This is a genomic window from Actinomadura madurae (genome assembly GCF_047130825.1).
Classification (GTDB): domain Bacteria; phylum Actinomycetota; class Actinomycetes; order Streptosporangiales; family Streptosporangiaceae; genus Spirillospora; species Spirillospora madurae.
In genome coordinates this window covers 5565961-5588465 of record NZ_CP083237.1, presented here as the reverse complement: position 1 = coordinate 5588465, position 22505 = coordinate 5565961, and the positions used below count along the sequence as shown (strand labels likewise).

The following is a 22505-nucleotide window of genomic DNA, read 5'->3' as shown; positions in this document are numbered from 1 at the left end:
CATTGGATCGGCGGGCGGGTGCCGGGTTAAGATCAAAAAACCGGCTCGCGGATGTCCGGCCTGGCTGGAATTCGCGGGCTTGGCTCTGGCTTCCGCCAATTGTGCCCAAATGGTGGCGCTCCGTTCCCCCGCGAGGAAGCCGCACGTTCATATCGTCATGTCTGGGGAGCGTGTGCATGCCCGTGGAATCGGAGGGGGCCGTCCTCGCGGCGAGTCCGCATATCGGAGAGGCGGAGATCGAGGCCGCGGTGCGCGTCCTGCGCAGCGGCCGGGTCGTGCAGGGGCCGGAGGTCGCGGCGTTCGAGGAGGAGTTCTCCGCGATCGTCGCGGGACGGCACTGCGTGGCCGTCAACTCGGGGACGTCCGCGCTGCAGCTCAGCCTGCTCGCGCTCGGGATCGGCCCCGGCGACGAGGTGATCGTCCCGTCGTTCACGTTCGCGGCCAGCGCGAACGCGGTCCGCCTGGCCGGCGCCGAGCCGGTCTTCGCCGACATCGAGCCGGGCTCGTTCTGCGCCGACCCGGACGCCGTCGCGGCCGCGGTCGGCCCGCGCACCGCGGCGATCATGCCGGTGCACCTGTACGGGCACCCGGCGGCGATGGACCGCATCGGGCCGCTCGCGGAGCGGCACGGCCTCGCCGTCGTGGAGGACGCCTGCCAGGCGCACGGCGCCGCCCTCGGCGCGGTCCCGGCCGGGGCGATGGGCACGGCCGGCTGCTTCAGCTTCTACCCGACCAAGAACATGCACTCCCTCGAAGGCGGCATGGTCACCACGGCCGACGCCGCGACCGCCCGGACGCTGCGGCTGCTGCGCAACCAGGGCATGGAGCAGCGGTACGCCAACGAGATCGTCGGCGCGAACATGCGGCTCACCGACGTCGCCGCCGCCATCGGCCGCGAGCAGCTCAAGCGGCTGGCGGACTGGACCGAGCGGCGCCGCGCCAACGCCGCCCTGCTGGACGCGAAGATCACCGCCGCGGTCACGCCGCCGGTCGCGCCCGGGGCCCGGCACGTCTACCACCAGTACACCGTCCGGGTCCGCGACCGCGACGCCGTCCGGCGGCACCTGGACGCACGCCGGATCGGCCACGCCGTCTACTACCCGACGCCCGTCCACCGGCTGGCCCCGTACCTGAAGGACGGGCGGCCGGACCCGCGCTGGGACCTGCCCGAGACCGAGCGAGCCGCCGCGGAGGTGCTGTCGCTCCCCGTGCATCCGGCGCTCACCGGCGAGCAGCTCGCCCGCGTCGCCGACGCCGTCGACGAGACAGCGGCCGTCGACGAGACCGGGGCCGCGCTGTGAGCGCCCCGCTCCGCGCCGGCATCGTCGGGTTCGGCGTGATGGGACGCAACCACGCCCGCATCCTCACCGGGCTGGAGGGCGTGGACCTCGTCGGCGTCGTCGACCCGGCGGGACGGCCGGACCGGGTCCCGCACGGCGTCCCGCTGCTGGAGTCGGTCGCCGAGCTCATGGAGGTCGGGATCGACTACGCGGTGGTCGCCTGCCCGACGGCGCTGCACGGGGAGGTGGGGCTGGCGCTGGCCGAGGCCGGCGCGGGCGCGCTCATCGAAAAGCCCCTCGCGGAGTCGGTGGAGGCCGCCGAACGGCTGGTCACGGCGTTCGAGTCGCGCGGCCTGGTCGCGGGCGTCGGGCACATCGAGCGCTTCAACCCGGCGCTGCAGAGCATGCGGACCCGGCTGGAGGCGGGCGAGCTCGGCGAGGTGTTCCAGGTCGTCACCCGCCGCCAGGGGCCCTTCCCGCACCGGATCTCCGACGTCGGCGTGGTCAAGGACCTCGCCACCCACGACATCGACCTGACCGCGTGGGTGACCGGCCAGGACTACGTGACGATCTCCGCGCACACGGTCGCGCGCAGCGGACGTCCGCACGAGGACATGGTCGCGGCCATCGGGCGGCTCGCCGACGGCTCCATGGTCAGCCACCTGGTGAACTGGCTGAGCCCGCTCAAGGAGCGCACGACGGTCGTCACCGGCGACCGCGGCTGCTTCGTCGCCGACACGCTCACCGCCGACCTGACGTTCTACGCCAACGGTGAGATGAGCACCGAGTGGGAGGCGCTGCGGGCGTTCCGCGGCGTCTCCGAGGGAGACATGATCCGGTACGCGATCCCCAAACGCGAGCCGCTGCTGATCGAGCACGAACGCTTCCGCGACGCGTTCCGCGCGGGCGGCGACGGCCACGTCGTGACGCTGCGGCAGGGCCTGCGGACGGTCGAGGTGTCGGCCGCCGTCCTGGAGTCGGCCAAGCTCGGCAGGACGGTCTCGCTCCCCGCGCAGGTCGCGCAGGAGCAGGTCGCGCAGCAGCAGGAGCCCCAGGAACCCCAGGAGCCGCAGGAGGTGGCAGGTGCCGTCTGACCGGCTTCCGGAGCGGAGCGCCAGCGGAGTGGAAGAAGACGGTCAGGCCTCAACCGGGGAGCGTGGGGGGTCGTCCCCCCACAATGACGCCGCGCCCGATGTGACGGTGATCGTCGCGGTCTACAACACGATGCCGTACCTGACCGAGTGCCTGAAGTCGCTGGCCGAGCAGACGATCGGCCCCGAGCGGATGGAGGTCGTGGCGGTCGACGACGGCTCCACCGACGGCGGCGGCGCCGAGCTGGACCGGTTCGCGGAGGAGTACCCGGACGTCTTCACGGTGCTGCGGCAGCCGAACTCCGGCGGCCCGGCGGCCCCCAGCAACCGCGCCCTGGACGTCGCCTCCGGCCGCTACGTCTACTTCGTCGGCGCCGACGACCATCTCGGCACCGAGGCGCTGGAGCGCATGGTGGCGGCGGCGGACGAGTGGGGCTCGGACGTCCTCGTCGGCAAGATGGAGGGCGTCAACGGCCGGGCGGTGCGGCGCCCGGAGCTGTTCGCGGAGAACCGTCCCGAGATCGACCTGTACGACTCGGTGCTCCCGTGGGTGCTGTCGAACTGCAAGCTCTTCCGCCGCGACCTCGTCGAACGGCACAAGCTGCGCTTCCCCGAGCACATGCGGATCGGCAGCGACCAGCCGTTCACCCTGGAAGCGTGCGTGCGCGCCCGGCGGATCTCCGTCCTGGCCGACTACACCTGCTACTACGCGGTGCTGCGCGAGGACGGCGGCAACATCACCCAGGGCGCCGTCGACGTCCGCACCAGGCTCGAATGCGCGGAGAGCCTGTTCGGCGTCGTCGCCGGCCTGCTCGAACCCGGCCCGCGGCGGGACGCGATCCTGAAGCGCCACACCCGGTGGGAGCTGACGATGCCGACACGGGAGGGGTTCCTCGACCTCGACCGCGAGGCCCGGCGCGACGTCTGCGCGCGCGTCGGGCGGCTCGTCGAGGAGTACGTGAGCGACGACGTCCTCTTCACGCTGCCGATCGTCCGCCGGGCCAGGCTGCGGCTCGCCCAGCTCGGCGAGGCGGACCTGCTGTGCGAGGCCATCCGGGCGGGACGGGACGGGCACGCTTACCCGATCGCCCTCAAGAACGGCCGGACCTACCTCGCCTACCAGGGCTTCGAGGACCCCGATCTCGGCCTCCCGGACGAGCTCTACGAGATCACCAAGGGCATGCGCAAGCGGCTGTCCCAGGAACTGCGCACCGTCCGCGCCCGGCGGGACGGCGACCTCGTCGAGCTCACCGTGCGGACTCCGTTCACCGGCCCCGACGCCGCGGACCCCGCGGTCGCCGGGCTGGCGCTGGCCCCGCGCGGCGGCCGGGAACGCGTCCACCTGGACGAGGCCGTCGTCACCCGCGAACCCCGCGAGGACGGGCTCCACCTGACCGCGCGGATCCCGGTGGCGCTGCTCGTCGAACCCGGACCGGTGCGGCACGACCTGCGGCTGCTCCTCCGCGCGTCCGGCGAGACGCACGACGCCGCCGTCCCCGCGGACCTGCCGGGGCCGGTCGGCGGGCTGGTCTGGCACCGGGCCAGACCGCACCGGCTGTCGGTGACCGGCGACACCCGGCACGGCACGGTGCTCGACACCCGTCCGGTCCGCCCGGCCCGCGCCGTCGCCGCGCGGGTCCGGCGTGCGGCGTCCTCTGGAGGTAGGTAGCACATGCGGATCTGCGTGGTCGCGCTCGGCAAGATCGGTCTCCCGCTGGCGGTGCAGTTCGCCCGCAAGGGACACCGGGTGATCGGCGCCGACGTGGACGAACGCGTCGTCGCCGACGTCAACGCCGGCCGCGAGCCGTTCCCCGGCGAGGCGGACCTCGGCGTCCACCTCGGCGAGGCGGTCCGGGCCGGGCTGCTGACGGCGACGACCGACACGGCGGCGGCGGTCGCCGGCGCCGAGGCGGTCGTCGTGGTCGTCCCCCTCTTCGTGGACGGGACGGGCACCCCCGACTTCGGCTGGATGGACGCGGCGACCCGGTCGATCGCCGAGGGCATGCGCCCGGGGACGCTCGTCAGCTACGAGACGACGCTGCCCGTCGGCACCACCCGGAACCGCTGGGCGCCGATACTGGCGGAGGGGTCCGGCCTCACCGCCGGCGAGGACTTCCACCTGGTGTTCAGCCCGGAACGCGTGCTCACCGGCCGGGTGTTCGCCGACCTGCGCCGCTACCCGAAGCTGGTCGGCGGCATCGACGAGGCGTCCGCCCGGCACGGCGTCGCGTTCTACGAGCAGGTGCTCGACTTCGACGACCGGCCCGACCTGGACCGGCCCAACGGCGTCTGGGACCTCGGCTCCGCGGAGGCGGCCGAGCTCGCCAAGCTCGCCGAGACCACCTACCGCGACGTCAACATCGGCCTCGCCAACCAGTTCGCCCGCTACGCCGGCAGCGTCGGGGTGGACGTCACCAAGGTCATCGAGGCCTGCAACACCCAGCCGTACAGCCACATCCACCAGCCCGGCATCGCCGTCGGCGGCCACTGCATCCCGGTGTATCCGCGGCTGTACCTCTGGAACGACCCGTCCGCGACCGTCGTCCGCGCCGCCCGGGACGCCAACCTGGACATGCCCGAGTACGCCGTCGGCCTGCTGGCCGGCGCCTACGGCGACCTCACCGGCGCCGAGGTCCTGGTGCTGGGCGCGGCGTATCGCGGCGGCGTCAAGGAGACGGCGTTCTCCGGCGTCTTCCCGACGGTCGAGGCGCTCAGAGCCCGCGGCGCCGTCCCGTACGTGTCCGACCCGCTGTACTCGGCGGACGAGCTGGTGGCCCTGGGGCTTCCCCCGTACCGGGGTGAGCCGGTGACCGCCGCGATCGTCCAGGCCGACCACGCCGCCTACCGCGAGCTGGGCGCGTCCGACCTGCCCGGCGTCAAGGCGCTCGTGGACGGCCGCCGCATCACCGACCCCGCCCGCTGGCCCGGCGTGGAGCACGTCGTCATCGGCGGCCCCGCGCGCGGCACCGGCACGTCTCGGCCCGCCGGGTCCCCGGCCCTCGACGCCGGATGACCCCGGCCAGACAGAACGGAGAAGAGCGCATGCAGACCGAAGGCGAGAGCGCGCCGGAGAAGCCGCGCGGCCGCGTCGTCATGCTCGTCGACAACGATGTGGTGCGCGACTCCCGGGTGCAGAAGGCGGCGACGTCGGCCGCCGAGGCGGGCTGGGAGGTGCATCTCCTCGGCTGCACCTCGGCGAAGAAGGGCCGCTCCTGGACGCTCGGCGGCGCCCGCGTCCGGCTCCTGCCGCTCCAGCACACGCTGCAACGGAGGAAGAGGCACGGCGCCCTGCGGGCCACGCTCCGCCGGCCGCTCGCGTACGCGCACCCCGACGTGGCGGACTACCGGCGCCGGCTCGTCCAGTCCCGGCGGGCCGACCTCGCCGCCACGCGCCTCGCGCCCGGGTCCGGCGGGCCGGTGCGCAAGGGGTGGCTGCTGGCGCGGCGCGTCGCGGCGAAGGCCCAGTCGCGATGGGTGGCGCTGCGCGTCCGGCGGACCGACGCGCTCGCCGAGGCCCGCAGGGACCCGCGTTCTCCCGTGGAGCGGCTGGCGATCAAGTTCTGGCTGACGCTCCTCGGCGACCGCGCGTGGCGCGTCCTCGACCGCAACCTGTGGGACTGGGACAGCGCCTACGGGAAGGTCATCGATCGGCTGGAGCCCGACATCGTCCACGCCAACGACTTCCGGATGCTCGGCGTCGGCGCGCGCGCCGTGCGGCGGGCGCGCGCCAAGGGCCGGAGGACGAAGCTCGTGTGGGACGCCCACGAGTTCCTGCCGGGCATCCGGCCCTGGGCGGTCGAGCCGCGCTGGCACCCCGCCGTGTGCGCGTACGAGCGCGAGTACGCCGGGACGGCCGACGCGGTCATGACCGTCTCGGAGGCCCTGGGCGACCGGCTCGTCGAGCGTCACGGCCTGCGGCACCGGCCGACGGTCGTGCTGAACGCCCCGCTGACCGGCGGCGAGCCCTCCACCGGTGACCCCGTCCCGGACATGCGGGAGCTGTGCGGCGTCGGCCCTGACACCCCGATCGCCGTCTACAGCGGCAGCGCCGCCGTGCAGCGGGGCCTGGACATCATGATCGAGGCGCTGCCGCGGCTGCCCCGGCTGCACGTCGCGCTGGTCGTCTCCTCGGCGCGGTCGGACTACGTCCGGGGCCTGCTCGCCCGCGCCAAGGAGCTGGACGTCGCCGACCGGGTCCACACGCTGCCGTACGTGCCGTTCGACCAGGTCGTCCCGTTCCTGGCGGCGGCCGACATCGGCGTCATCCCGATCCACCACTGGCCGAACCACGAGATCGCGCTGATCACCAAGTTCTTCGAGTACTCGCACGCGCGGCTGCCGATCGTCGTCAGCGACGTGCAGGCGATGGGCGACATGGTGAAGTCCACCGGGCAGGGCGAGGTCTTCCACGCCGAGGACCTCGCCGACTACGTGCGGGCGGTCGAGACGGTGCTCGCCGATCCGCGGCGGTACCGGGCCGTGTACGACGACCGGCCCGACCTGCTCCGCGGGTGGACGTGGGAGGCGCAGGCCGAGATCCTCGACGGGGTCTACACCCGGCTGCTGAACGACGGCCGATGACGGCCGGCCGAGCGGGGGACCGGGACGTCGCCGTCGTCACCCCCTGGTATCCCAACCCGACGCAGGTGTGGGCGGGGTCCTTCGTCCAGGCGATGGTCGAGGCGACGGCGCCGGGCTGCGGCGAGGTGATCGTCTACCACACCGAGGCGTGGCTGATGAACCGGCCGCGGGAGGAGGTGGAGGCGGCGCGGGAGGCGCACCGGCTGCTGCTGCCGGTCGCGCTGCACCCCGCACCGGCCGTCGCGGGCGCCCGGCTGCTGCGCGTGCCGGTCCCGACGGTGCCGGACTACACGTTCGCCGATCTCGCCCGGGAGCACGCGTCCTGGCTGCGCGAGGCCCTGGGCGGCGAGCCGATCCCGGCACCCGTCGTCCACGCGCACGTGGGGTTGCGCGGCGGCTGGACCGCCCTGGAGAACGCGCGCCCGGACGCCCGCGTGTTCGTCACCGAGCACGCGTCCTTCCTCGACAAGGTCCTCGCCCAGCCGGACTCGCTGGAGCTGTACGAGCAGGTCCTGGAACGGTGCACCGGCTTCTTCGTGGTGACCGACGTGCTGCGGGACAGGCTCGCCGAGGCCTTCCCGGCGCTCGCCGGCAAGATCGAGATGATCTCCAACCCGATCTCGTTCGCGGAGTCCCGGCCGCGTCCCGTTACGGAGCTGCGCCGCTGGCTGTACGTCGGCACGCTCGTCGAGCGCAAGGGGGTCGGCCTGCTGGTGGAGGCGTTCGCCGCGTGCCACGCCGAGGACCCCGGGCTGACGCTGACCGTCGCCGGTGCGGGCGGGCTCGCCGGCCGGCTCGCGGAGCGGGCGGACGAGCTCGGGGTCGGCCACGCGGTGTCGTTCCTCGGCGAGGTCGCCCCGGACGAGGCCGTGCGGCTCATGCGGGAGCACAATCTCCTCGTCCACGCGGCCCGGTGGGAGACCTTCGGAGTGTCGGTCATCGAGGCGGTGGCGGCGGGGCTGCCGGTGCTCGTCACCCGGTGCGGCGGCCCGGAACGGACACTCGCGGGAATAGAGAGCGCCGCCGGGGAAATGATCGAGGTCGAGGAGGATCCGGAGTCGATCGTCGCGGGGTTCCGCAGGCTGCGCGACCGCTTCCCGGACGGCCTCGACCTCGCGAAGGCCCGCGCGGTCCTGGACGAGCGCTTCGGGTACCGCACGGTCGCCGAGGCGCACCACCGGCACTGGTTCCGGGAGGCCGGCACGGGGGACGCCGGCAAGGGGGGAGATGCGTGAACGTGCTGTTCGTGGCGCTCGGGGCCACCCGCCGGCCCGCGGTCGCCAGGGAGTCGGCGCGGGTCGTCGCGGACGGCGGAAGCGCCACCGTGCTCGTCCGCAAGCCGTCCGCGTGGGCGCGGGATCCGCTCGCGGACGGTGTCGACACCGTCGAGCTGCCCGAGCTCGAACGCCGCTACCGTCCCGCCGCGGCGCGGATCCTGCTGTACCGGATCCCGCGGCTGCTGCTGCGCGCGTGCCTTCCGGGGCCGCTGCGCGGGGTGCGCCGGCGGCTCGACTCCGCGTACCGCCGCCGCGTCGCCGGCCCCGTCGACCGCCGGCTGCTCCGCTTCTACCGGCGCGACCCCGTCGCGGTCCGGCGGCGGGTCGTCCGCCGCGAGCTGCTGCGCGGCCGGTCCATCGACCTGGTCGTCGTCGCGGACCCGCAGTCCATGGTGACCGTCTCCGAGCTGGTGGACGTCATCGCGGACGCGGGAGCGCGCCCCGCCTACGCCATCGACCACGAGGTGCCCCCGGCCCGTTCCGCCAGAGGATGAGCCAATGACCGGACACCGTCCGCGCCTGCTGTATCTCGCCTTCTACTTCCCGCCGTCCCGCGCCAGCGGGGTGTACCGCCCGCGGGCGACCGCCAACCGGCTGACCGAGCTGGGCTGGGACGTGACCGTCTTCGCGGCGCCCCTGGCGTTCCTGTACGGCACGCTCGACTCCGTCGACGACGAGCTGCTGGCGACCGTCGACCCGCGGATCACGCTGGTGCGGCCGGAGCTGAACCGGTTCGCCTGGCAGACGGACCTGCGCGAGTACAGCGGGTTCCGCGGGGCGTTCCCTCAGCTCGCCCAGTCGCTGTACACGTGGGGCCAGAAGCACGTCTTCCCCGAGCACTACGCGTCCTGGGCGCGGGCCGGTGTCGCGCGGGCGCTGCGGATGCACGCGCGGAGCAGGTTCGACGTCGTCCTCGCGACCGGGAACCCGTTCGCCTCGTTCGCCGCGGCCTGGCTGTTCCACCGGCTGACCCGCACCCCCTACGTCATCGACTACCGGGACTCCTGGACCCTCGACCAGTTCACCGAGGAGCCGAGGTTCGGGGACGGGCATCCCGCGTGGCGCTGGGAGCGGCGGGTGCTGAGGTCGGCGGCGGCGGCGCTGTTCGTCAACGACGCGCAGCGCGCCTGGCACGCCGAGCGCCACCCCCCGGCGGCCGGGCACATGATGACCGTCCTGAACGGCTGGGACGCCGACACGCTCCCGCGGATCGCCGAGCCGCCCCCGGCCGCACGGGCGGGAGAGCGGGCGCCCCGGTTCGCCTACGTCGGGACGGTGACCGACCAGCAGCCCATCGAGGCGCTGGTCGAGGGCTTCGCCCGCGCCCGGGAGCTTCCCGGCCTGACGGACGCCGTCCTGGACTTCTACGGGTACTTCGGCTTCTTCAAGAACACCGACCGGCGGCTCCGCGAGCGGTTCGCCGCCGCGGCGGACGGTGCCGAGGAGGGCGACGACCGGGTCCTCGCGCCGGGGGTGCGCTACCGGGGCCCGGTGTCGAAGACCGCGCTCGCCGGGGTCTACCAGGACTCCGACGTGCTGGTGTTCCTCAACGGGGGCGGGCGCTACGTGACGTCCGGAAAGATCTTCGAGTACATGGCGGCGGGACGGCCCGTCGTGTCGGTCCACACGCCCGGGTCGGCGGCCGAGGAACTCCTGCGGGACTACCCGCTGTGGTTCAACCCGGGCGGGCTCGACCCGGCCGGCATCGCCGCCTCGATGGCCGCGGCGGCGAAGGCGGCCGCGGGCCTCGACGAGCGGCAGGTGGCGGAGGCCCGCTCCTACGCCGACCGCTTCGAGCGGAACGTGACCCTGGAGCCGCTCGTGGAGCGGCTCACCGACCTGGCCGCCCGCGGGCGCGCCGTGGCCAGGTGACCGCGATGGGAGGCGGTGACGTGGGAGACGGTGACAGGGGCGACGCGGGAGCACCTCGGGTGCTGGTCCTGGCCATGGACCCCGGGCTGACGATGGACCCCGATCCCGCCGTGTCCGCCAAGCGCCAGTACGCGCGCATCATCGGGCTGGCCGGCCACTTCGCGGAGGAGGAGGGGGCCGAGGTCCACCTGGTGACGGCCGAGGGGGACGGCTGGCGGGATCTGGACGAGCGGGTGCGCCTGCACCGGCTCGACCGGGCGGAGGGTGGACATCCCCTGCCCTGGCTGGAGCACGCCCTCGTGGTCAGGGCGCCGCGCCTCGTCCTGCGGCCGGTGACGCGGCTCGGCGGTCCCGGTGCCCGGCTGAGCCGCGTGCGGAGCCGCGCCTCCCGCGGCGTCCACCGGCGGCTGTTCGTGCCGTTCTACCGGCACGTCCGGCCGCTCCTGCTGGCCCGCCTCGCGCAGCGGCGCCTGCTGCGCGAGATCGGCACCGACCGGCTCGCCCGCGTCATAGTGATGGACCGGACGTCGGTGCCGCTCGGCCGGCGGCTGGTGCGCCTGCATCCGCATCTCGCCGTGACGACGCGGCAGGACCGGAGCCTCGACGCCAGGCCCTGACCGGATCAGCGCTTCTCGATGAGGACCGTCGTGCCGGGGGCGCCGTCCGCGGGCACCTCGGCGTAGCGCTCGCCGGTCCGCGGGCACTCCCACGTCCCGTCCGGGCCCTCGGCGAGCCGGGCGCCGGCGCGGCCCACCCAGCCGATCCGGCGGGCGGGGACGCCCGCGACCAGGGCGAAGTCGGGGACGTCGCGGGTGACGACCGCGCCCGCGGCGACCATCGCCCAGCGGCCGACGCGGACCGGCGCGACGCACACGCTGCGGGCGCCGAGCGAGGCGCCCTCGGCGACGTGCACGCCGACGGCCTCCCAGTCGGCGCCGCGCTTCAGCCTGCCGTCCGGGTCGACCGAGCGGGGCTCCCGGTCGTTGGTGAGGACGACGGCCGGGCCGACGAACACGCCGTCCTCCAGCACGGCGGGCTCGTAGACGAGGGCGTGGTTCTGCAGCTTGACGTTGTCGCCGATGCGCACGCCCGCCCCGACGTAGGCGCCGCGTCCCACGATGCAGCCCGCGCCCAGCCGGGCACCCTCGCGGATCTGGGCGAGGTCCCACACGGTCGTGCCGTCGCCGAGCTCGGCGCTCGGGTCGACCTGGGCGCTCGGGGTGATCCGGTGGGTCATGGGCCGCCTTCCTGGACGTCGCGATCATTGTCCCGGGTCCGGAGCCGGATCGCGAGGCCCCGGCGGGCGCGTCGCAGCCGTGCCCTCATCGGCACCGTGACGTGCACGGTCAGCGGGTTCCGGTCGAGCCGGACGTGCATGCGGCGCGGCGGCACCAGCGACGCGCCCATCGGCCCGAGCGTCCCGGCGCCGTCCCCGAGGCGGACCGGCACGGGCGCCCCCACGCCGTCGATCTCGAAGGACGCGCGCCAGGGACCGGGCCGGGCGCCGGCGAGCGAGACGTCGGCGCGGCGGCGGGCCGGCTCGTCCGGATCGGCGGCCAGCGGCGCGCGGAGCACGGTCTCGTCGCCCGGCAGCCGGAGCAGCAGGCTCATGCGCGGCGGCGGGCCGGACGCCAGCACCGGCGGCGGTTCGGCGAGCACCCGGAGGCGCCGCCCGGGACCCCGGCGCAGCTCGACGCCCGCGAGGTCGGCGGAGGTGAGGCCGCCGCCGACCTCCAGCGCGAGCGTGCCGCGCCCCCGGCCGGGCAGCGGGCGGACGAGGCGCCAGCGGCCGTCCGCCTCGACCAGGCAGGCGCGCGGGACGCTCATCCCCCGAGGCTTGACCACCTCGACCGTGAGGATGTGCCCGTCGAGGACGGCCTCCAGGCCCATCGTCCAGCGGCCGTCCGCCCAGGCTCCGGACGCCGGCGCGACCGTCGCGGTGAAGGTCGTTGCCCGCCCCTCTCCGGTCAGGTCGCCGGGGGCGGTCGTGCAGCCGATCCGGTGGCGGACGCCGCCGCTCTCCACGACCAGATGGACGTCCGGTGACCCCTGGTCCACGTCCCGGATCACGACCGTCCCGTCGATCCTCAGCCCGGAGCCGTCCCAGGCGACGCCGGTCAGCGCGGACTTCAGCCTCGGTGACGTCTCGTAGCACGTGTCCGGAATGCCCGTGGTGCCGTCCCGGAAGAAGGGGTACCGGGCGTACGCGCGCCCCGCCTCCAGCAGCACGGCCGGGCGGACCCCGTTCCGGTGGAACCGCAGGACCCTCTCCAGCTCCTCGACGAGATCGTGCCGCAGGCAGTGGGCGAGCACCCGGCGCATCGGGTTGTAGCGGGCCAGGAGGCCGGGGGTGAGCCAGGTGTCCAGCAGGTCGCGGCTCCCGGTGAGGGCCACCTTGCGCTCTTCGGCGGAGGAGTCGAGGTAGAGGCGTTCGAGCCGGCCGAACACCTCCAGCTGGAGGTAGCGGTGGTGCAGGCGCTCCCGCAGCTCCCCCGGCTCGGTGTGCTCGGCGACCAGCGCCATCGCGCGGTGGGCGATCGCGTGGACGTCGGCGGTGGACGCGCCGCCGACCTGGGTGCTGCTCGTCCCGTCCGCCCTGGCGGCCCAGAGGTAGCAGTCGTAGTCGGCGAGGACGGAGACGCCGCCCGCGTTCAGGTACGCGCCGGCGGTGAAGAGCTGGTCCTCGTGGGAGAGCAGCCCCTCGGTGAACCGCAGCCCGGCCCGCTCGACCAGCGACCGGCGGAACAGCTGCAGGGCGGCCATGGACATGCGGGGGAACAGGTCGCAGTCCGGGTCGAGCACGTGGGTGCGCTCGATGGTGCGGTCGAACACCTTCGGCACCCTGCGCCCGCCCGTCCCGACCTGCTTGCCGAGGACGACGTCGGTGCCGTTGCGCTCCGCCATCGCCGTCATCCGCTCCAGCGCCTCCGGGCCCAGCCGGTCGTCGGCGTCCAGGAAGAACACGAACGTCCCGGACGCCAGCTCCAGCCCCCGGTTGCGCGGCGCGCCCGCGCCCCCGGAGTTCGGCTGGTGGACGACCGTGAGCCGGTCGTGGGCGCGGGCGAGCCCGTCCAGCAGCTCGCCGCCGCCGTCGGTCGAGCCGTCGTCGACCGCGATGATCTCGACCTGCTCCGCCGGCAGGGTCTGGGCGAGGACCGACTCCAGGGCGCCGCCCACGGTGTCCCGGCAGTCGAAGACCGGCACGATCACGCTGACCAAGGGGTGCGCCATGGGCCCTCTACCGTCGGAGTCCGGATGTGGCCACCACTCTAGGCCGGGCCCGGGGCCCCGGTGATCGCCGGGTCGGCCGTGCCGTGCAGGGTCGCGCGGGGCCCGGCCTCCGCCAGCGCCTCGACGGCGGCGGCGAACCGCGTCATCGCGTCCGGGTGCTCGGGGCCGAGCAGGTAGTCGCGCAGCGTGCGCCGCTCCGCGGCGAGGGGGTCCGCGCCGGGCGTCGTCGCGACGGCGAGGATGTCGGCCAGCTCGGCGCAGGCCGGGCCGAGCAGGTAGGCCGCCGACGCGGACGGGAACTCGGCCCGGAAGACCGTCTCGTCCATGCCCTCGGGGTTGGTGACCACGTACGGCTTCAGGCTCGGGATGTAGTCGGAGATGACGCTGGAGATGTCGGTGACGAGCATGTCGGACCGGTTGAAGCACTCGTAGAGGGAGGCGTCCGCGCCGGTCACCACCTGGTGCGCGCCGCCGTCCCGGTTCGCCTCCTCGATCATCCGCACGAGCCGGGCGTGCACGGCGCCCGCCCGCGGCAGCCGCCGGCCCGTGTAGGGGTGCGGCCGGTAGATCACGCGCAGCCGCGGGCCCTGGTCCAGCAGGGTGCGGACGATCCGCTCGCCCATGGAGAGCAGCGAGCTGTAGCCGTGCTCGTTGTCCCAGCCCTCCCAGGTGGGGGCGTACAGCACGGTCGGGACGGGCCCGCCGGACGGCTCGGTGGTGATCTCGCCGAGCTGCGGGCGGCCCACTTCGACGATGGCCTCCTCGCGGACTCCGGCGTCGGAGTTGCGGTAGCGGTCGCGGCCCGCGGGCCCGGCCACCCAGACCTCGTCGAAGACCTTGCTGACCGGGTTGGAGCTCGGCCCCTTGTCGCTGTCGCCGTGCCCGACGAACACATGCTTGATGTGCTCCTCGCGGAGCAGGTGCAGGTTCTTGCCGGTGTTGCCCGGGTACAGCGCGACCTTCACGGTGCCGAGGTCGAAGTTCATCATGTCCTCGGCCTTCGTGACGCACAGCACCGGCAGCCTCGTCGGCGCGAGCGCCCCGACGACCTCCGCGGACCGGACGAGCACCAGCGCCTTGCGGTCGAGCCGCTCCAGGGCGTCCAGCCACATGTTGGCCTGGTAGACGGTCGCGGGCGGGCCGGTGAAGTACAGGACGACCTCGGGCCGGTAGCGGTCCACGAGGTCCTGGACGTCGCGCCCGACGTGGTCGGCGGTGAGCAGCGTGCGCATCCGGCGCAGCCGCCCCGCCTGGCCCGCGTGGGCGGCCACCGCCGCTGCCGTGGTGGCGAGCAGCCCGCCGGCCACCAGCGCGGGAACGCCGGTCATCAGGCCGGCGACGCCGAACAGGAGGGGGAGGAAGTCGGCCCGGCTCTCCAGGAGCCCGATGAGGCGCGTCTGCCACTCGGGCAGCTCGCGGGGGAGCGCCGGCTCGTTCGGCCCGAGGTTGCGGGAGACGAACGGGAGCCGGTTGGCGCGGCGGACGGCGACCGCGCCCGCGAGCGCCACGGCCCTGATCCAGTCGAGGAGCACGAACCCGGCCGCCGCCAGCGTGACCGTGGGGGTGCCGGCGTCCTCGTCCTGGACGAGCAGCAGCACGAAGGCGGCCTGCCGGGCGAGCACCCGGGCGCCCGCGGGCATCTGCCCCCAGCGCAGCGCGCGGGCCGCGTCCGGCGTCACCCGCAGGACGGCCTGCTCGGCCAGGTAGCACAGCACCATGGCGCCGAGGAAGAACGCGGGGGAGCCGGACGCCCCCGCCACGGTCAGCAGGATGAGCATGACGGGAAGGGACAACACCGTCGAATAGCGCACGAGCGTCGAGTACCGGGAGACGAGTCGCCGCACGGCACACCTCCGTCTGGTCGGCACGGCCTGTCGAGGCCGGGAGGGGTGGGAGAAGGGGAGGGCCGGCCGGGGCGCCCGCGTGCCGGGCGCCGCCCGCCGGGCGGGGGGAGCGGGCTCAGCCGGCGCGAACGGCGGCGAGCGGGTCCTCGCGGCGCACGTCGACGACCTGCCCGGTCAGGCCGGACAGCAGGACGTTCAGCGACGTCCTCGCGACCTGGTCGGCGCTGAGCAGGGTGTGCGGGGGCTCCTGCCCGAACGCGGCCGTCCGCATCGGGGTGCTGGTCCGCTCCGGGTTGATGCAGTTGATCAGCACCCCGTCGGCGGACCACTCGTCCGCGAGGGCCTGGGTCAGGTTGACCGTGGCCGCCTTCGCGGACGAGTAGAGGCTGTAGTCGGCGCGGCCGCGCGTGTACGAGCTGGACGTGTAGAGCAGCAGCCGGCCGCCGGTCTTGGCGAGGTACGGGAACGCCGCGCGCGCGATGTGGATCGGCGCGAGGTAGTTGACCCGCAGCGCCTCCTCGACCGCCTCGGAGCCGATCGTGTCGAGCCGGCCGATCCGCAGCACGCCCGCCGTGTTGACCACGTGGTCGACGCGCCCGGTCGCCCCGTAGGCCTGCGCCAGCGCGGCGGCGACGTCGTCCGGCCGCTCCACGTGGGTGCGGGTGGTGCCGCGGCTGTAGCCGAAGACGCGGGCGCCGTACCCCCGGGCCAGTTCGGAGACGGCGGCGCCGATCCCCTGGCTGGCGCCGAACACGACCATCGTCTTGCCGGCGAGCGCCCCGGCGTACTCCTCCTCGGACAGGTCGGGGGCGTCGGACGAGGCGAGCTGGAACAGCTTGTCCGCGACGAACATGTCGACCGGCGCGGTGACCTTCATGTTGTGCTCGTCGCCGGGGACGACGTGGATCGGCGTGCCGGGCAGGTAGCGCAGCACCACCGAGCAGTCGTCGGTGGCCTCGAACGCCTCGTCCCGCCACGCCTTCTCGTAGGCGGCGCGGATGGTGGCGAGCCGGAACCCCTGCGGGGTCTGCCCGCGCCGCAGGTTCGACCGGCGCGGCACGTCGACGATGACGTCGTCCTCGACCTGGATGATCGTGTCGGCGGAGGGGATGGCGACGTCCACGGCCCGGTGCTCGCGCAGGGCGGTGACGCAGTCGTGGATGATGCGCTGCGACAGCAGGGGGCGCACCGCGTCGTGGAAGAGGACGCTGGTGGTCTCGCCGGGGTGGTCGGCGAGGGCGTCGAGGGCGAGCTGGGTCGTCGCGTTCCTGGACGTCCCGCCGGGGAGCACGGCCGTGACCTTGGTGCAGCCGGCCTTCCGGACGCACTCGGCCGCGTCCTGGAGGAATCCGGGGTTCATCAGGACGAGGATCTCGTCGATGTCCGGGGCTTCTTCGAACACGCCGAGCGTGTGCTCCAGAATCGTTTTTCCTGCAATTCTCAGGAGCTGCTTGGGGGTGCTGAGCCCCATCCGCTGCCCGCTGCCGCCCGCCAGTACGACGGCGACGATGCGATGTTCGCCCTGCGATGCCTTGACCAATGCGACCGTCCTTCTTCCACATGGCATGCCGAAACGACGTGCCAATCGAACGTGTTGCAGTCGACCTGTGGGATCTGAAGGGGCGCGAGTAGCGCAGCGGTCGCAGGGCTGACGACCCACACAGGGAGAGAACTGCGGCCCACAGTACCCGGGCCTCTGGGAATTTGCGGGAAATTCAGTGATCTTGAAGTTTGCCGTTATCTTCCCGTTATCTACCGGGACGGTCAGTGACCTACTGGTCACATCCTGCTGAACAATGGCCGCGGATCGGGTTCGACGGCCCAGCGCGTCACCCGCCGGACCGGTTTCGTGCTCAGCAGCGTGACGGCGGCGAAGCAGGCGGCCACCACCGACAGGACGCCGGGGACGGTGTCGAACCAGGCGAGGTCGTTCCACCCCTCGAACGTGAAGAGCCGCGTCAGGAACCCGTGCAGCAGGTAGCCGTACAGGGTCGCGGCGCCCAGGTCGCTGTACCAGGTGCGGCGGGACGGGACGACGGCGAGGAACGCCGCGATCAGCGCCGCGGCGGTGGCGAGCAGCGCCAGCCGCATCACCGTGCCGGTCAGCTCGTCCACCCCGAGCTCGGCGTTGGAGGTGTCCCAGTTCAGCCAGCGCGCGTTCATGCGGTCGTGGGTGAGAAAGGCGAGGCCGAATCCGGCCACGAGGGCAACCGCCCCCGCGACGCGCGCGGCCGGACGCCGGAGGCGCGCCAGCAGCTCCGGCGACAGCGTCAGCCCGAGGACGTAGAACGGCACCAGTCCCAGGATCCGGTACAGGTCCAGCGTGCTGCCGATGTCGGTCATGTAGCCGAGGAGGCAGACGAGCACGGCCGTGGCCAGCGGGTACCTCAGCCTCCGCCAGACCGAGGTGAGCAGCCGCCACACGAACAGCGCCAGCAGGAACCAGGTCAGGTAGTACGGGTCCAGGACGTCGACCTTGAACTCCCGGCCGCCCACCGCCCAGGCGAACAGGCTGTAGGCGCACTGGAAGACCAGGTACGGCGCGAGCGTCGAGCCGACGAGCCGGGCGACCTTGTCGTCGGTGAGCGTGAACCGCTTGGACAGGTAGCCGCTGATCATGACGAACAGCGGCATGTGGAACAGGTAGAAGAAGTTCCAGATCGCCGCGGCGAACGGGACGTCCCGCAGGCCGGAGAGGCCGTGCCCGCCCGCGACCAGCAGGATCGCCAGGAACTTGGCGTTGTCCAGGTGCGGGTCGCGGCCCCGCGGTGCCGGAGCGCCCCCCGGCGGCTTCTCCTCCAGGCGCCCGGCGGATCGTCCCACCGCCGGTGCGGCCTCGGCGGACGCCTCAGATGTCTGTGTCATGGAGGAACTCGGTCATGGAGAACTCGAATCCGCGGGGTGGGCTGTGGAGCATATCGCGCGATCTAGACCTAGCGTTGTAACCGCAGGGGCGTGCGCGGGGTACGACCCTGCCTGGACGGAGGACGCGCATTGGGGTACGGGAGGAGCACCAAACGCGGCTTGGTGCTGGTCGGCGGGGGTGCCGTACTACTGACGGGGGTCGCGCTGCTGGTACTGCCCGGTCCCGGGCTGCTGCTCGTGCTGGCGGGGCTGCTGATCTTGGCGCGCGAGTTCCCGGCCTTGGACAGGTACGTCGAGCCCGTCCAGGAGCGGGCGATCCAGGCCGCCGAGGAGAGCGTGACCTCGTGGTGGCGGCTCACGGGGTCGATCCTGACCGGGCTGGCGCTGATCGGGGCGGGCGTGGCCTGGGGACTCGTCCCCGAACTGCCGCTGAGCGGGTGGAGCACCGGGTCGGGTCTCATCCTGTCCGGGCTCATCCTGTACGGCCTGCTGCTGTGGAGCCACCGGCGGGTCAGGGCCCGCCGAGGCCGTGACCCGGTCGTGTGATGGCCGGGTCTTGCCGAAATGTTCCGGACGGTTGATCCGGCGAGCGGGTATCACCGTGCAATGGGTATGGGCATACTTCTTCGACTTCTCGTGGCCGCCGGACTGGCGGCCGACGCGATCGTGCACTGGCGATTCGCGCCTGACATGGCCCCCGGGCCCAACACGCCGGACGACGTGATCCCCGGGGACGACCTGTTCCGCGCGCAGGCCATCGCGGCGGCGGTGGCGGCGGTGCTCGTCCTCGTGTGGGCGAGCAAGTGGACGTACGCGCTCGCGTTCGTCGTGGCGGCCAGCGCGGCCGGCGCCGTGCTGCTCTACTACTTCGTCGACTTCGGGCAGCTCGGCCCGATCCCGCGGATGTACGACCCGTCGTGGTACGCGGACAAGACGATCAGCTTCGCGGGGGAGGCGATCGCGACCATCGCCGCGCTGGTCGGCTTCTTCACGGTCGGGAGAAAGGAGCGCGCGGAACCGCGGTCGGGCGCCCACGTCGGATGACCTCGCCCGCGTCACCGGCCGTCCGGTGCCGCGGCGAACCGCTGGGTGAGCCGGCCGACGCCCTCCAGTTCGCTCACGAGGACCTCGCCCGGGCGCAGGAAGCGCTTCGGGGTGCGGGCGTTGCCGACGCCGGACGGGGTCCCGGTGAAGATCAGGTCGCCGGGGTACAGCCGGCACACCCGCGACAGCCGGACGAGCAGCTCGGGGACGTCGTAGATCATCTCCGACGTCCGCGCGCTCTGCACGGTCGCCCCGTCCAGGGCGCAGGAGATGGCCAGGTCGGACGGGTCGCCGAACTCGTCCGGCGTGACCAGCCACGGGCCGGTCGGGCCGAAGCCCGGGTACGACTTGGCCAGGCTGAACTGGGGCCTGGCCCCGGCGAGCTGGGAGGTCCGCTCGGACAGGTCCTGCCCGAGCGTGAGGCCCGCGACGTGGTCCCAGGCGTCCGCGCGCCGGACGCCGGAGGTCTCCCGGGACACCGCGACCACCATCTCGACCTCCCAGTCCACGGTCCCGGTCGGCAGCTCGACCTCGCAGACGGGCCCGGCCAGGCAGCTGGGGAACTTGGTGAAGGTGACGGGCGCCGAGTCCGGCGGGTATCCGGCCTCGCCGGCGTGCGCGGCGTAGTTGACGCCGATCGCGAACACCTGGGCGGGCCGGGGGACCGGCGGCCCGAGGTCCTCGACCGCGAACGGTGCGCCCCCGGAGCCGTCCCGCGTCGCGGCCCAGTCGCGGAACGCGTCCCACTCGGCGAAGACCGCCTGCGGGTCGGCGGGGAACCGGCCGCCGCTCGCCTCGGCGACGTCGACGGCCGCGCCGCCGTCGACCAGGACGAGGCGGCCGGCGAGGTTGGCGGTCCTCACCAGCCGACCCGTTCCGGTGCGGGCTCGCCGTGGGCGTCCTGCCAGGAGACGACGGGGTTTCGGAGCGTGCCCACACCCTCGACCCACGCCTCGACGACGTCGCCGGGACGCAGGTAGAAGTCGAACGGGTCCGGCTGGACGGCGGCGACGCCCGAGACCGTGCCGGTCGTGATGAGGTCGCCCGCGCTGTAGGTCTGCGGCGAGTGGTAGGCGACCAGGTGCGGGATCGACACCCGCATCTGCCGGGTATGCCCCGTCTGCCGGGTCTCCCCGTTCACCCGTAGCTCCATGGCGAGGTCCTGCATGTCGTCGATCTCGTCGGCGGTGACGATCCACGGGCCGATCGGGCAGAACGTCTCGATGGCCTTGCTGAACGAGAACACCCCCGACTCCATCTCGCGGCGCTGGATGTCGCGGGCCGTGACGTCGTTGAAGACGGTGAACCCGGCGATGTGCTCCAGCGCCTGCTCAGGGCCGAAGAACTTACCGGGCTTGCCGATGACGACGGCCAGTTCCAGCTCGTAGTCCAGTTCCCGGGTGAGGTGCTCGGGGTAGACGATCGGGTCGTCCGGGCCGATGATCGCGTCGACGTTCTGGAAGAACACGATGCCCTTGTGCACCGGGTGCGACCAGTTGACCGCCTGCAGCTCCTCGTGGTGGTCGGCGAAGTTGCCCGCGGTGTGGAAGAACTTCTTCGGGCGGATCGGCGGGCGGAGCCGGACGTCCGCCAGCTTGAGCCGCTCCCCGGTCTCGCCGGCCGTCCCGCCGCGCTCGAAGAACGCCCGCGTGGACGGCACGTCCAGCTCGATGACGTCGTCGCCGTCCAGCCGGCCGACCCGTCCCTCGTCGAAGGTGATCAGTTTCATCAGGCGCCGACCATGTTGAAGCCGCCGTCGGCGAGCATGTAGGCGCCCGTGATGTGCGCGGCGTCCTCGGTGGCCAGGAACAGGGCGGTGCCCGCGACCGCCTCGGGCGGCGGGATGGTGCCCATCGGCGTCTGCGCGATCAGCTTCTCGCGGCGCCCCGACTTCCAGTCCTCGCGCTCCAGCGTGGCGCCGGTCTCCATGAAGCCCGGCGCGAAGGTGTTCACGCGGACGGACGGGGCGAACGCCGCCGCGTACGACTTGGTGATGCCGAGCAGCCCGTACTTGGCGGCGGCGTACTGCGGGGCCCGCGCGCTGCCCCGCACCACGACCGTCGACCCGATGTTCACGATCGCGCCGTGGCCCTGGTCGAGCATCCGCGAGCCGAACTCGTGCGTCATGAGCAGGGTGCCCTTGACGTCCACGTCGATGACGCGGTCCAGCGACTCCTGGGTCAGCGCGCGCCACGACATCTGCTCGGTCGCCACGTCCCCGACGTTGTTGACCAGGACGTCCAGGGTGCCCGCCTGCGCGAACGCCCCGTCGGCCAGCCCGCGGATCGCGTCCCAGGACGAGATGTCCGCCTGCACGACGAACGCCTCGCCGCCCGCCTCCCGGACGCGGTCCGCCGTCCGCTCGGCGCCCTGCTTGGAGCTGTTGTAGTGCACCCCGACCCGGGCGCCCTCCCGCGCCGCGCGGACGGCGATCTCCGCGCCGAAGCCGGTGCCGGCCCCCGTGACCAGCACCGTCTTCCCGGCGAACCGGGGGAAGATCTTCTGCTCCGTGCTCATGTGCCTTCTTCCTGTCGTGTCGGTGTGCGGGGCGGCCCGCGCTCCGGGAAGCCTTCAGACCAGCGTGCGTCCGCCGTCCACGTACATGACGTGGCCCGTCATGAACGCCGCGTGCGGGGAGGAGAGGAACAGGACCGGGCCGACGACCTCGGCGGGCGTGCCGAGCCGCCCGGCCGGGACCAGCCGCACGAGGTCCTCCCGGACGCCGGGCCGGGCGAGGTGGCCGGCGGTCAGCGCCGTCTCGACGTAGCCGGGCGCGACCGCGTTGACCGTGACGCCGTGGCACGCCCACTCGGCCGCCATGACCCGCATCATCTGGTTCATCCCGCCCTTGGACGCGGCGTAGGGCCCGTGCCTCTTGTGCGCCAGGTGACCGGACACCGAGGACAGGAGGACGATCCGCCCGCCGCCGGCCTCGACCATGTGCCGGCCCGCCGCCTGCGCCGCGCCGAACGCGGTGGACAGGTTGGTGCGCAGCACCCGGTCCCACTCGGCCTCGGTGAACTCCAGGATCGGCCGCCGGTCGTTGACGCCGACGCAGTGCAGGAGCACGTCCAGGCCGCCCATCCCGTCCACCGCGTACCGGACGGCGGCCGCGCCGGCGCCCGGTTCGGTGAGGTCGGCGGCGCGCGTGCGCGGCCGGGTGCCGTCCGGCCCCGCGGGCAGGGCGGCCAGCCGCTCGGGGTCCCGGTCGACCACGGTCACGTCCGCGCCGGCGTCCAGGTACCCGCGGGCGCACTCCGCGCCGATCCCGCCCGCGCCGAGGACGAGCACCCGGGCGCCGCGGAGCCCCAGCCAGCCGGCCGCCGCGCCCGCCGTCGCCTCGGTCGCGGAAGACCCCTCAGCCACTTGCGCTCCCTCGCTTTCGCCAGTACTTTCACTCTATAAAAGTAACTTTTACTA

Annotated in this window: 20 protein-coding genes; 11 read left to right on the top strand and 9 right to left on the bottom strand. The window is 73.5% G+C overall.

Annotated elements, in window-relative coordinates; translation table 11 throughout:
- Positions 1-176 precede the first annotated feature (176 nt).
- From K8Z49_RS25200 to K8Z49_RS25160, 9 genes are all read left to right on the top strand, one after another.
- Positions 177-1301 (top strand): DegT/DnrJ/EryC1/StrS family aminotransferase, encoded by a 1125-nt coding sequence (locus K8Z49_RS25200; RefSeq protein ID WP_075023987.1) that lies wholly within the window; start codon positions 177-179, stop codon positions 1299-1301.
- On the top strand, positions 1298-2374 hold the full coding sequence (locus K8Z49_RS25195) for a Gfo/Idh/MocA family protein (RefSeq protein ID WP_021595833.1): 1077 nt from the start codon (positions 1298-1300) through the stop codon (positions 2372-2374). Before K8Z49_RS25200 ends, K8Z49_RS25195 begins: the two co-directional genes overlap by 4 nt.
- 100 nt (positions 2375-2474) lie before the next feature.
- Complete coding sequence (locus K8Z49_RS25190; protein ID WP_218163865.1) at positions 2475-4040, top strand: glycosyltransferase family 2 protein; 1566 nt, start codon at positions 2475-2477, stop codon at positions 4038-4040.
- 3 nt (positions 4041-4043) lie between these two features.
- Complete coding sequence (locus tag K8Z49_RS25185) at positions 4044-5384, top strand: nucleotide sugar dehydrogenase (protein ID WP_021595831.1); 1341 nt, start codon at positions 4044-4046, stop codon at positions 5382-5384.
- Between the two features lie 29 nt (positions 5385-5413).
- A complete protein-coding gene (locus K8Z49_RS25180; RefSeq protein WP_021595830.1) occupies positions 5414-6952 on the top strand; it encodes a glycosyltransferase family 4 protein in 1539 nt (512 codons plus the stop codon).
- A complete protein-coding gene (locus tag K8Z49_RS25175; RefSeq protein ID WP_412515377.1) occupies positions 6949-8187 on the top strand; it encodes a glycosyltransferase family 4 protein in 1239 nt (412 codons plus the stop codon). Before K8Z49_RS25180 ends, K8Z49_RS25175 begins: the two co-directional genes overlap by 4 nt.
- A complete protein-coding gene (locus tag K8Z49_RS25170; protein WP_021595828.1) occupies positions 8184-8723 on the top strand; it encodes a hypothetical protein in 540 nt (179 codons plus the stop codon). The genes K8Z49_RS25175 and K8Z49_RS25170 overlap by 4 nt, the downstream gene beginning before the upstream one ends.
- 4 nt (positions 8724-8727) lie before the next feature.
- On the top strand, positions 8728-10101 hold the full coding sequence (locus tag K8Z49_RS25165; protein WP_412515376.1) for a glycosyltransferase: 1374 nt from the start codon (positions 8728-8730) through the stop codon (positions 10099-10101).
- A 20-nt stretch (positions 10102-10121) separates the two neighbouring features.
- A complete protein-coding gene (locus tag K8Z49_RS25160) occupies positions 10122-10718 on the top strand; it encodes a hypothetical protein (protein ID WP_152563834.1) in 597 nt (198 codons plus the stop codon).
- A gap of 5 nt (positions 10719-10723) precedes the next feature.
- On the opposite strand, the gene K8Z49_RS25155 is transcribed toward K8Z49_RS25160, so the two are convergent.
- The 5 genes from K8Z49_RS25155 to K8Z49_RS25135 form a co-directional block, all read right to left on the bottom strand.
- The gene (locus tag K8Z49_RS25155; protein ID WP_111830612.1) at positions 10724-11338 is read right to left on the bottom strand and encodes an acyltransferase; all 615 of its coding nucleotides are present in this window, start codon (positions 11336-11338) and stop codon (positions 10724-10726) included.
- Positions 11335-13332, bottom strand: coding sequence for a glycosyltransferase family 2 protein (locus K8Z49_RS25150; RefSeq protein ID WP_412515375.1), 1998 nt, complete (start codon positions 13330-13332; stop codon positions 11335-11337). The genes K8Z49_RS25155 and K8Z49_RS25150 overlap by 4 nt, the downstream gene beginning before the upstream one ends.
- Before the next feature lie 38 nt (positions 13333-13370).
- Complete coding sequence (locus K8Z49_RS25145) at positions 13371-15176, bottom strand: CDP-glycerol glycerophosphotransferase family protein (protein WP_021600027.1); 1806 nt, start codon at positions 15174-15176, stop codon at positions 13371-13373.
- Between the two features lie 115 nt (positions 15177-15291).
- Complete coding sequence (locus K8Z49_RS25140; RefSeq protein ID WP_033330952.1) at positions 15292-16716, bottom strand: bifunctional cytidylyltransferase/SDR family oxidoreductase; 1425 nt, start codon at positions 16714-16716, stop codon at positions 15292-15294.
- A gap of 239 nt (positions 16717-16955) precedes the next feature.
- Positions 16956-18041, bottom strand: coding sequence for an acyltransferase family protein (locus tag K8Z49_RS25135; RefSeq protein ID WP_083598385.1), 1086 nt, complete (start codon positions 18039-18041; stop codon positions 16956-16958).
- Positions 18042-18170: 129 nt separating this feature from the next.
- On the opposite strand from K8Z49_RS25135, the gene K8Z49_RS25130 reads away from it, so the two are divergent.
- Together K8Z49_RS25130 and K8Z49_RS25125 are read left to right on the top strand one after the other, a co-directional pair.
- Positions 18171-18587 carry a PGPGW domain-containing protein gene (locus tag K8Z49_RS25130; protein ID WP_024934798.1) on the top strand — a complete coding sequence of 139 codons (417 nt, stop codon included), beginning with the start codon at positions 18171-18173 and terminating at the stop codon, positions 18585-18587.
- 90 nt (positions 18588-18677) lie between these two features.
- Positions 18678-19085, top strand: coding sequence for a hypothetical protein (locus tag K8Z49_RS25125; protein ID WP_021599163.1), 408 nt, complete (start codon positions 18678-18680; stop codon positions 19083-19085).
- A gap of 11 nt (positions 19086-19096) precedes the next feature.
- Here K8Z49_RS25125 and K8Z49_RS25120 read toward each other — a convergent pair whose 3' ends face one another.
- The 4 genes from K8Z49_RS25120 to K8Z49_RS25105 are packed head-to-tail and all read right to left on the bottom strand — an operon-like array spanning position 19097 to position 22451.
- Positions 19097-19948 (bottom strand): fumarylacetoacetate hydrolase family protein, encoded by an 852-nt coding sequence (locus K8Z49_RS25120; RefSeq protein WP_021599162.1) that lies wholly within the window; start codon positions 19946-19948, stop codon positions 19097-19099.
- Complete coding sequence (locus K8Z49_RS25115) at positions 19945-20814, bottom strand: fumarylacetoacetate hydrolase family protein (protein WP_021599161.1); 870 nt, start codon at positions 20812-20814, stop codon at positions 19945-19947. The genes K8Z49_RS25120 and K8Z49_RS25115 overlap by 4 nt, the downstream gene beginning before the upstream one ends.
- Positions 20814-21602: an SDR family NAD(P)-dependent oxidoreductase gene (locus tag K8Z49_RS25110; protein ID WP_111830609.1), complete on the bottom strand. Its 789-nt coding sequence runs from the start codon at positions 21600-21602 to the stop codon at positions 20814-20816. Before K8Z49_RS25110 ends, K8Z49_RS25115 begins: the two co-directional genes overlap by 1 nt.
- Before the next feature lie 54 nt (positions 21603-21656).
- A complete protein-coding gene (locus K8Z49_RS25105) occupies positions 21657-22451 on the bottom strand; it encodes an SDR family NAD(P)-dependent oxidoreductase (RefSeq protein ID WP_024934799.1) in 795 nt (264 codons plus the stop codon).
- Positions 22452-22505: the final 54 nt, after the last annotated feature.

Coding starts and splice junctions, on each gene's coding strand:
- K8Z49_RS25200 (WP_075023987.1), top strand. CDS start 177: ATGCCCGTGGAATCGGAGGGGGCCGTCCTCGCGGCGAGTCCGCATATC.
- K8Z49_RS25185 (WP_021595831.1), top strand. CDS start 4,044: ATGCGGATCTGCGTGGTCGCGCTCGGCAAGATCGGTCTCCCGCTGGCG.
- K8Z49_RS25180 (WP_021595830.1), top strand. CDS start 5,414: ATGCAGACCGAAGGCGAGAGCGCGCCGGAGAAGCCGCGCGGCCGCGTC.
- K8Z49_RS25175 (WP_412515377.1), top strand. CDS start 6,949: ATGACGGCCGGCCGAGCGGGGGACCGGGACGTCGCCGTCGTCACCCCC.
- K8Z49_RS25165 (WP_412515376.1), top strand. CDS start 8,728: ATGACCGGACACCGTCCGCGCCTGCTGTATCTCGCCTTCTACTTCCCG.
- K8Z49_RS25155 (WP_111830612.1), bottom strand. CDS start 11,338: ATGACCCACCGGATCACCCCGAGCGCCCAGGTCGACCCGAGCGCCGAG.
- K8Z49_RS25150 (WP_412515375.1), bottom strand. CDS start 13,332: ATGGCGCACCCCTTGGTCAGCGTGATCGTGCCGGTCTTCGACTGCCGG.
- K8Z49_RS25135 (WP_083598385.1), bottom strand. CDS start 18,041: ATGACACAGACATCTGAGGCGTCCGCCGAGGCCGCACCGGCGGTGGGA.
- K8Z49_RS25115 (WP_021599161.1), bottom strand. CDS start 20,814: ATGAAACTGATCACCTTCGACGAGGGACGGGTCGGCCGGCTGGACGGC.
- K8Z49_RS25110 (WP_111830609.1), bottom strand. CDS start 21,602: ATGAGCACGGAGCAGAAGATCTTCCCCCGGTTCGCCGGGAAGACGGTG.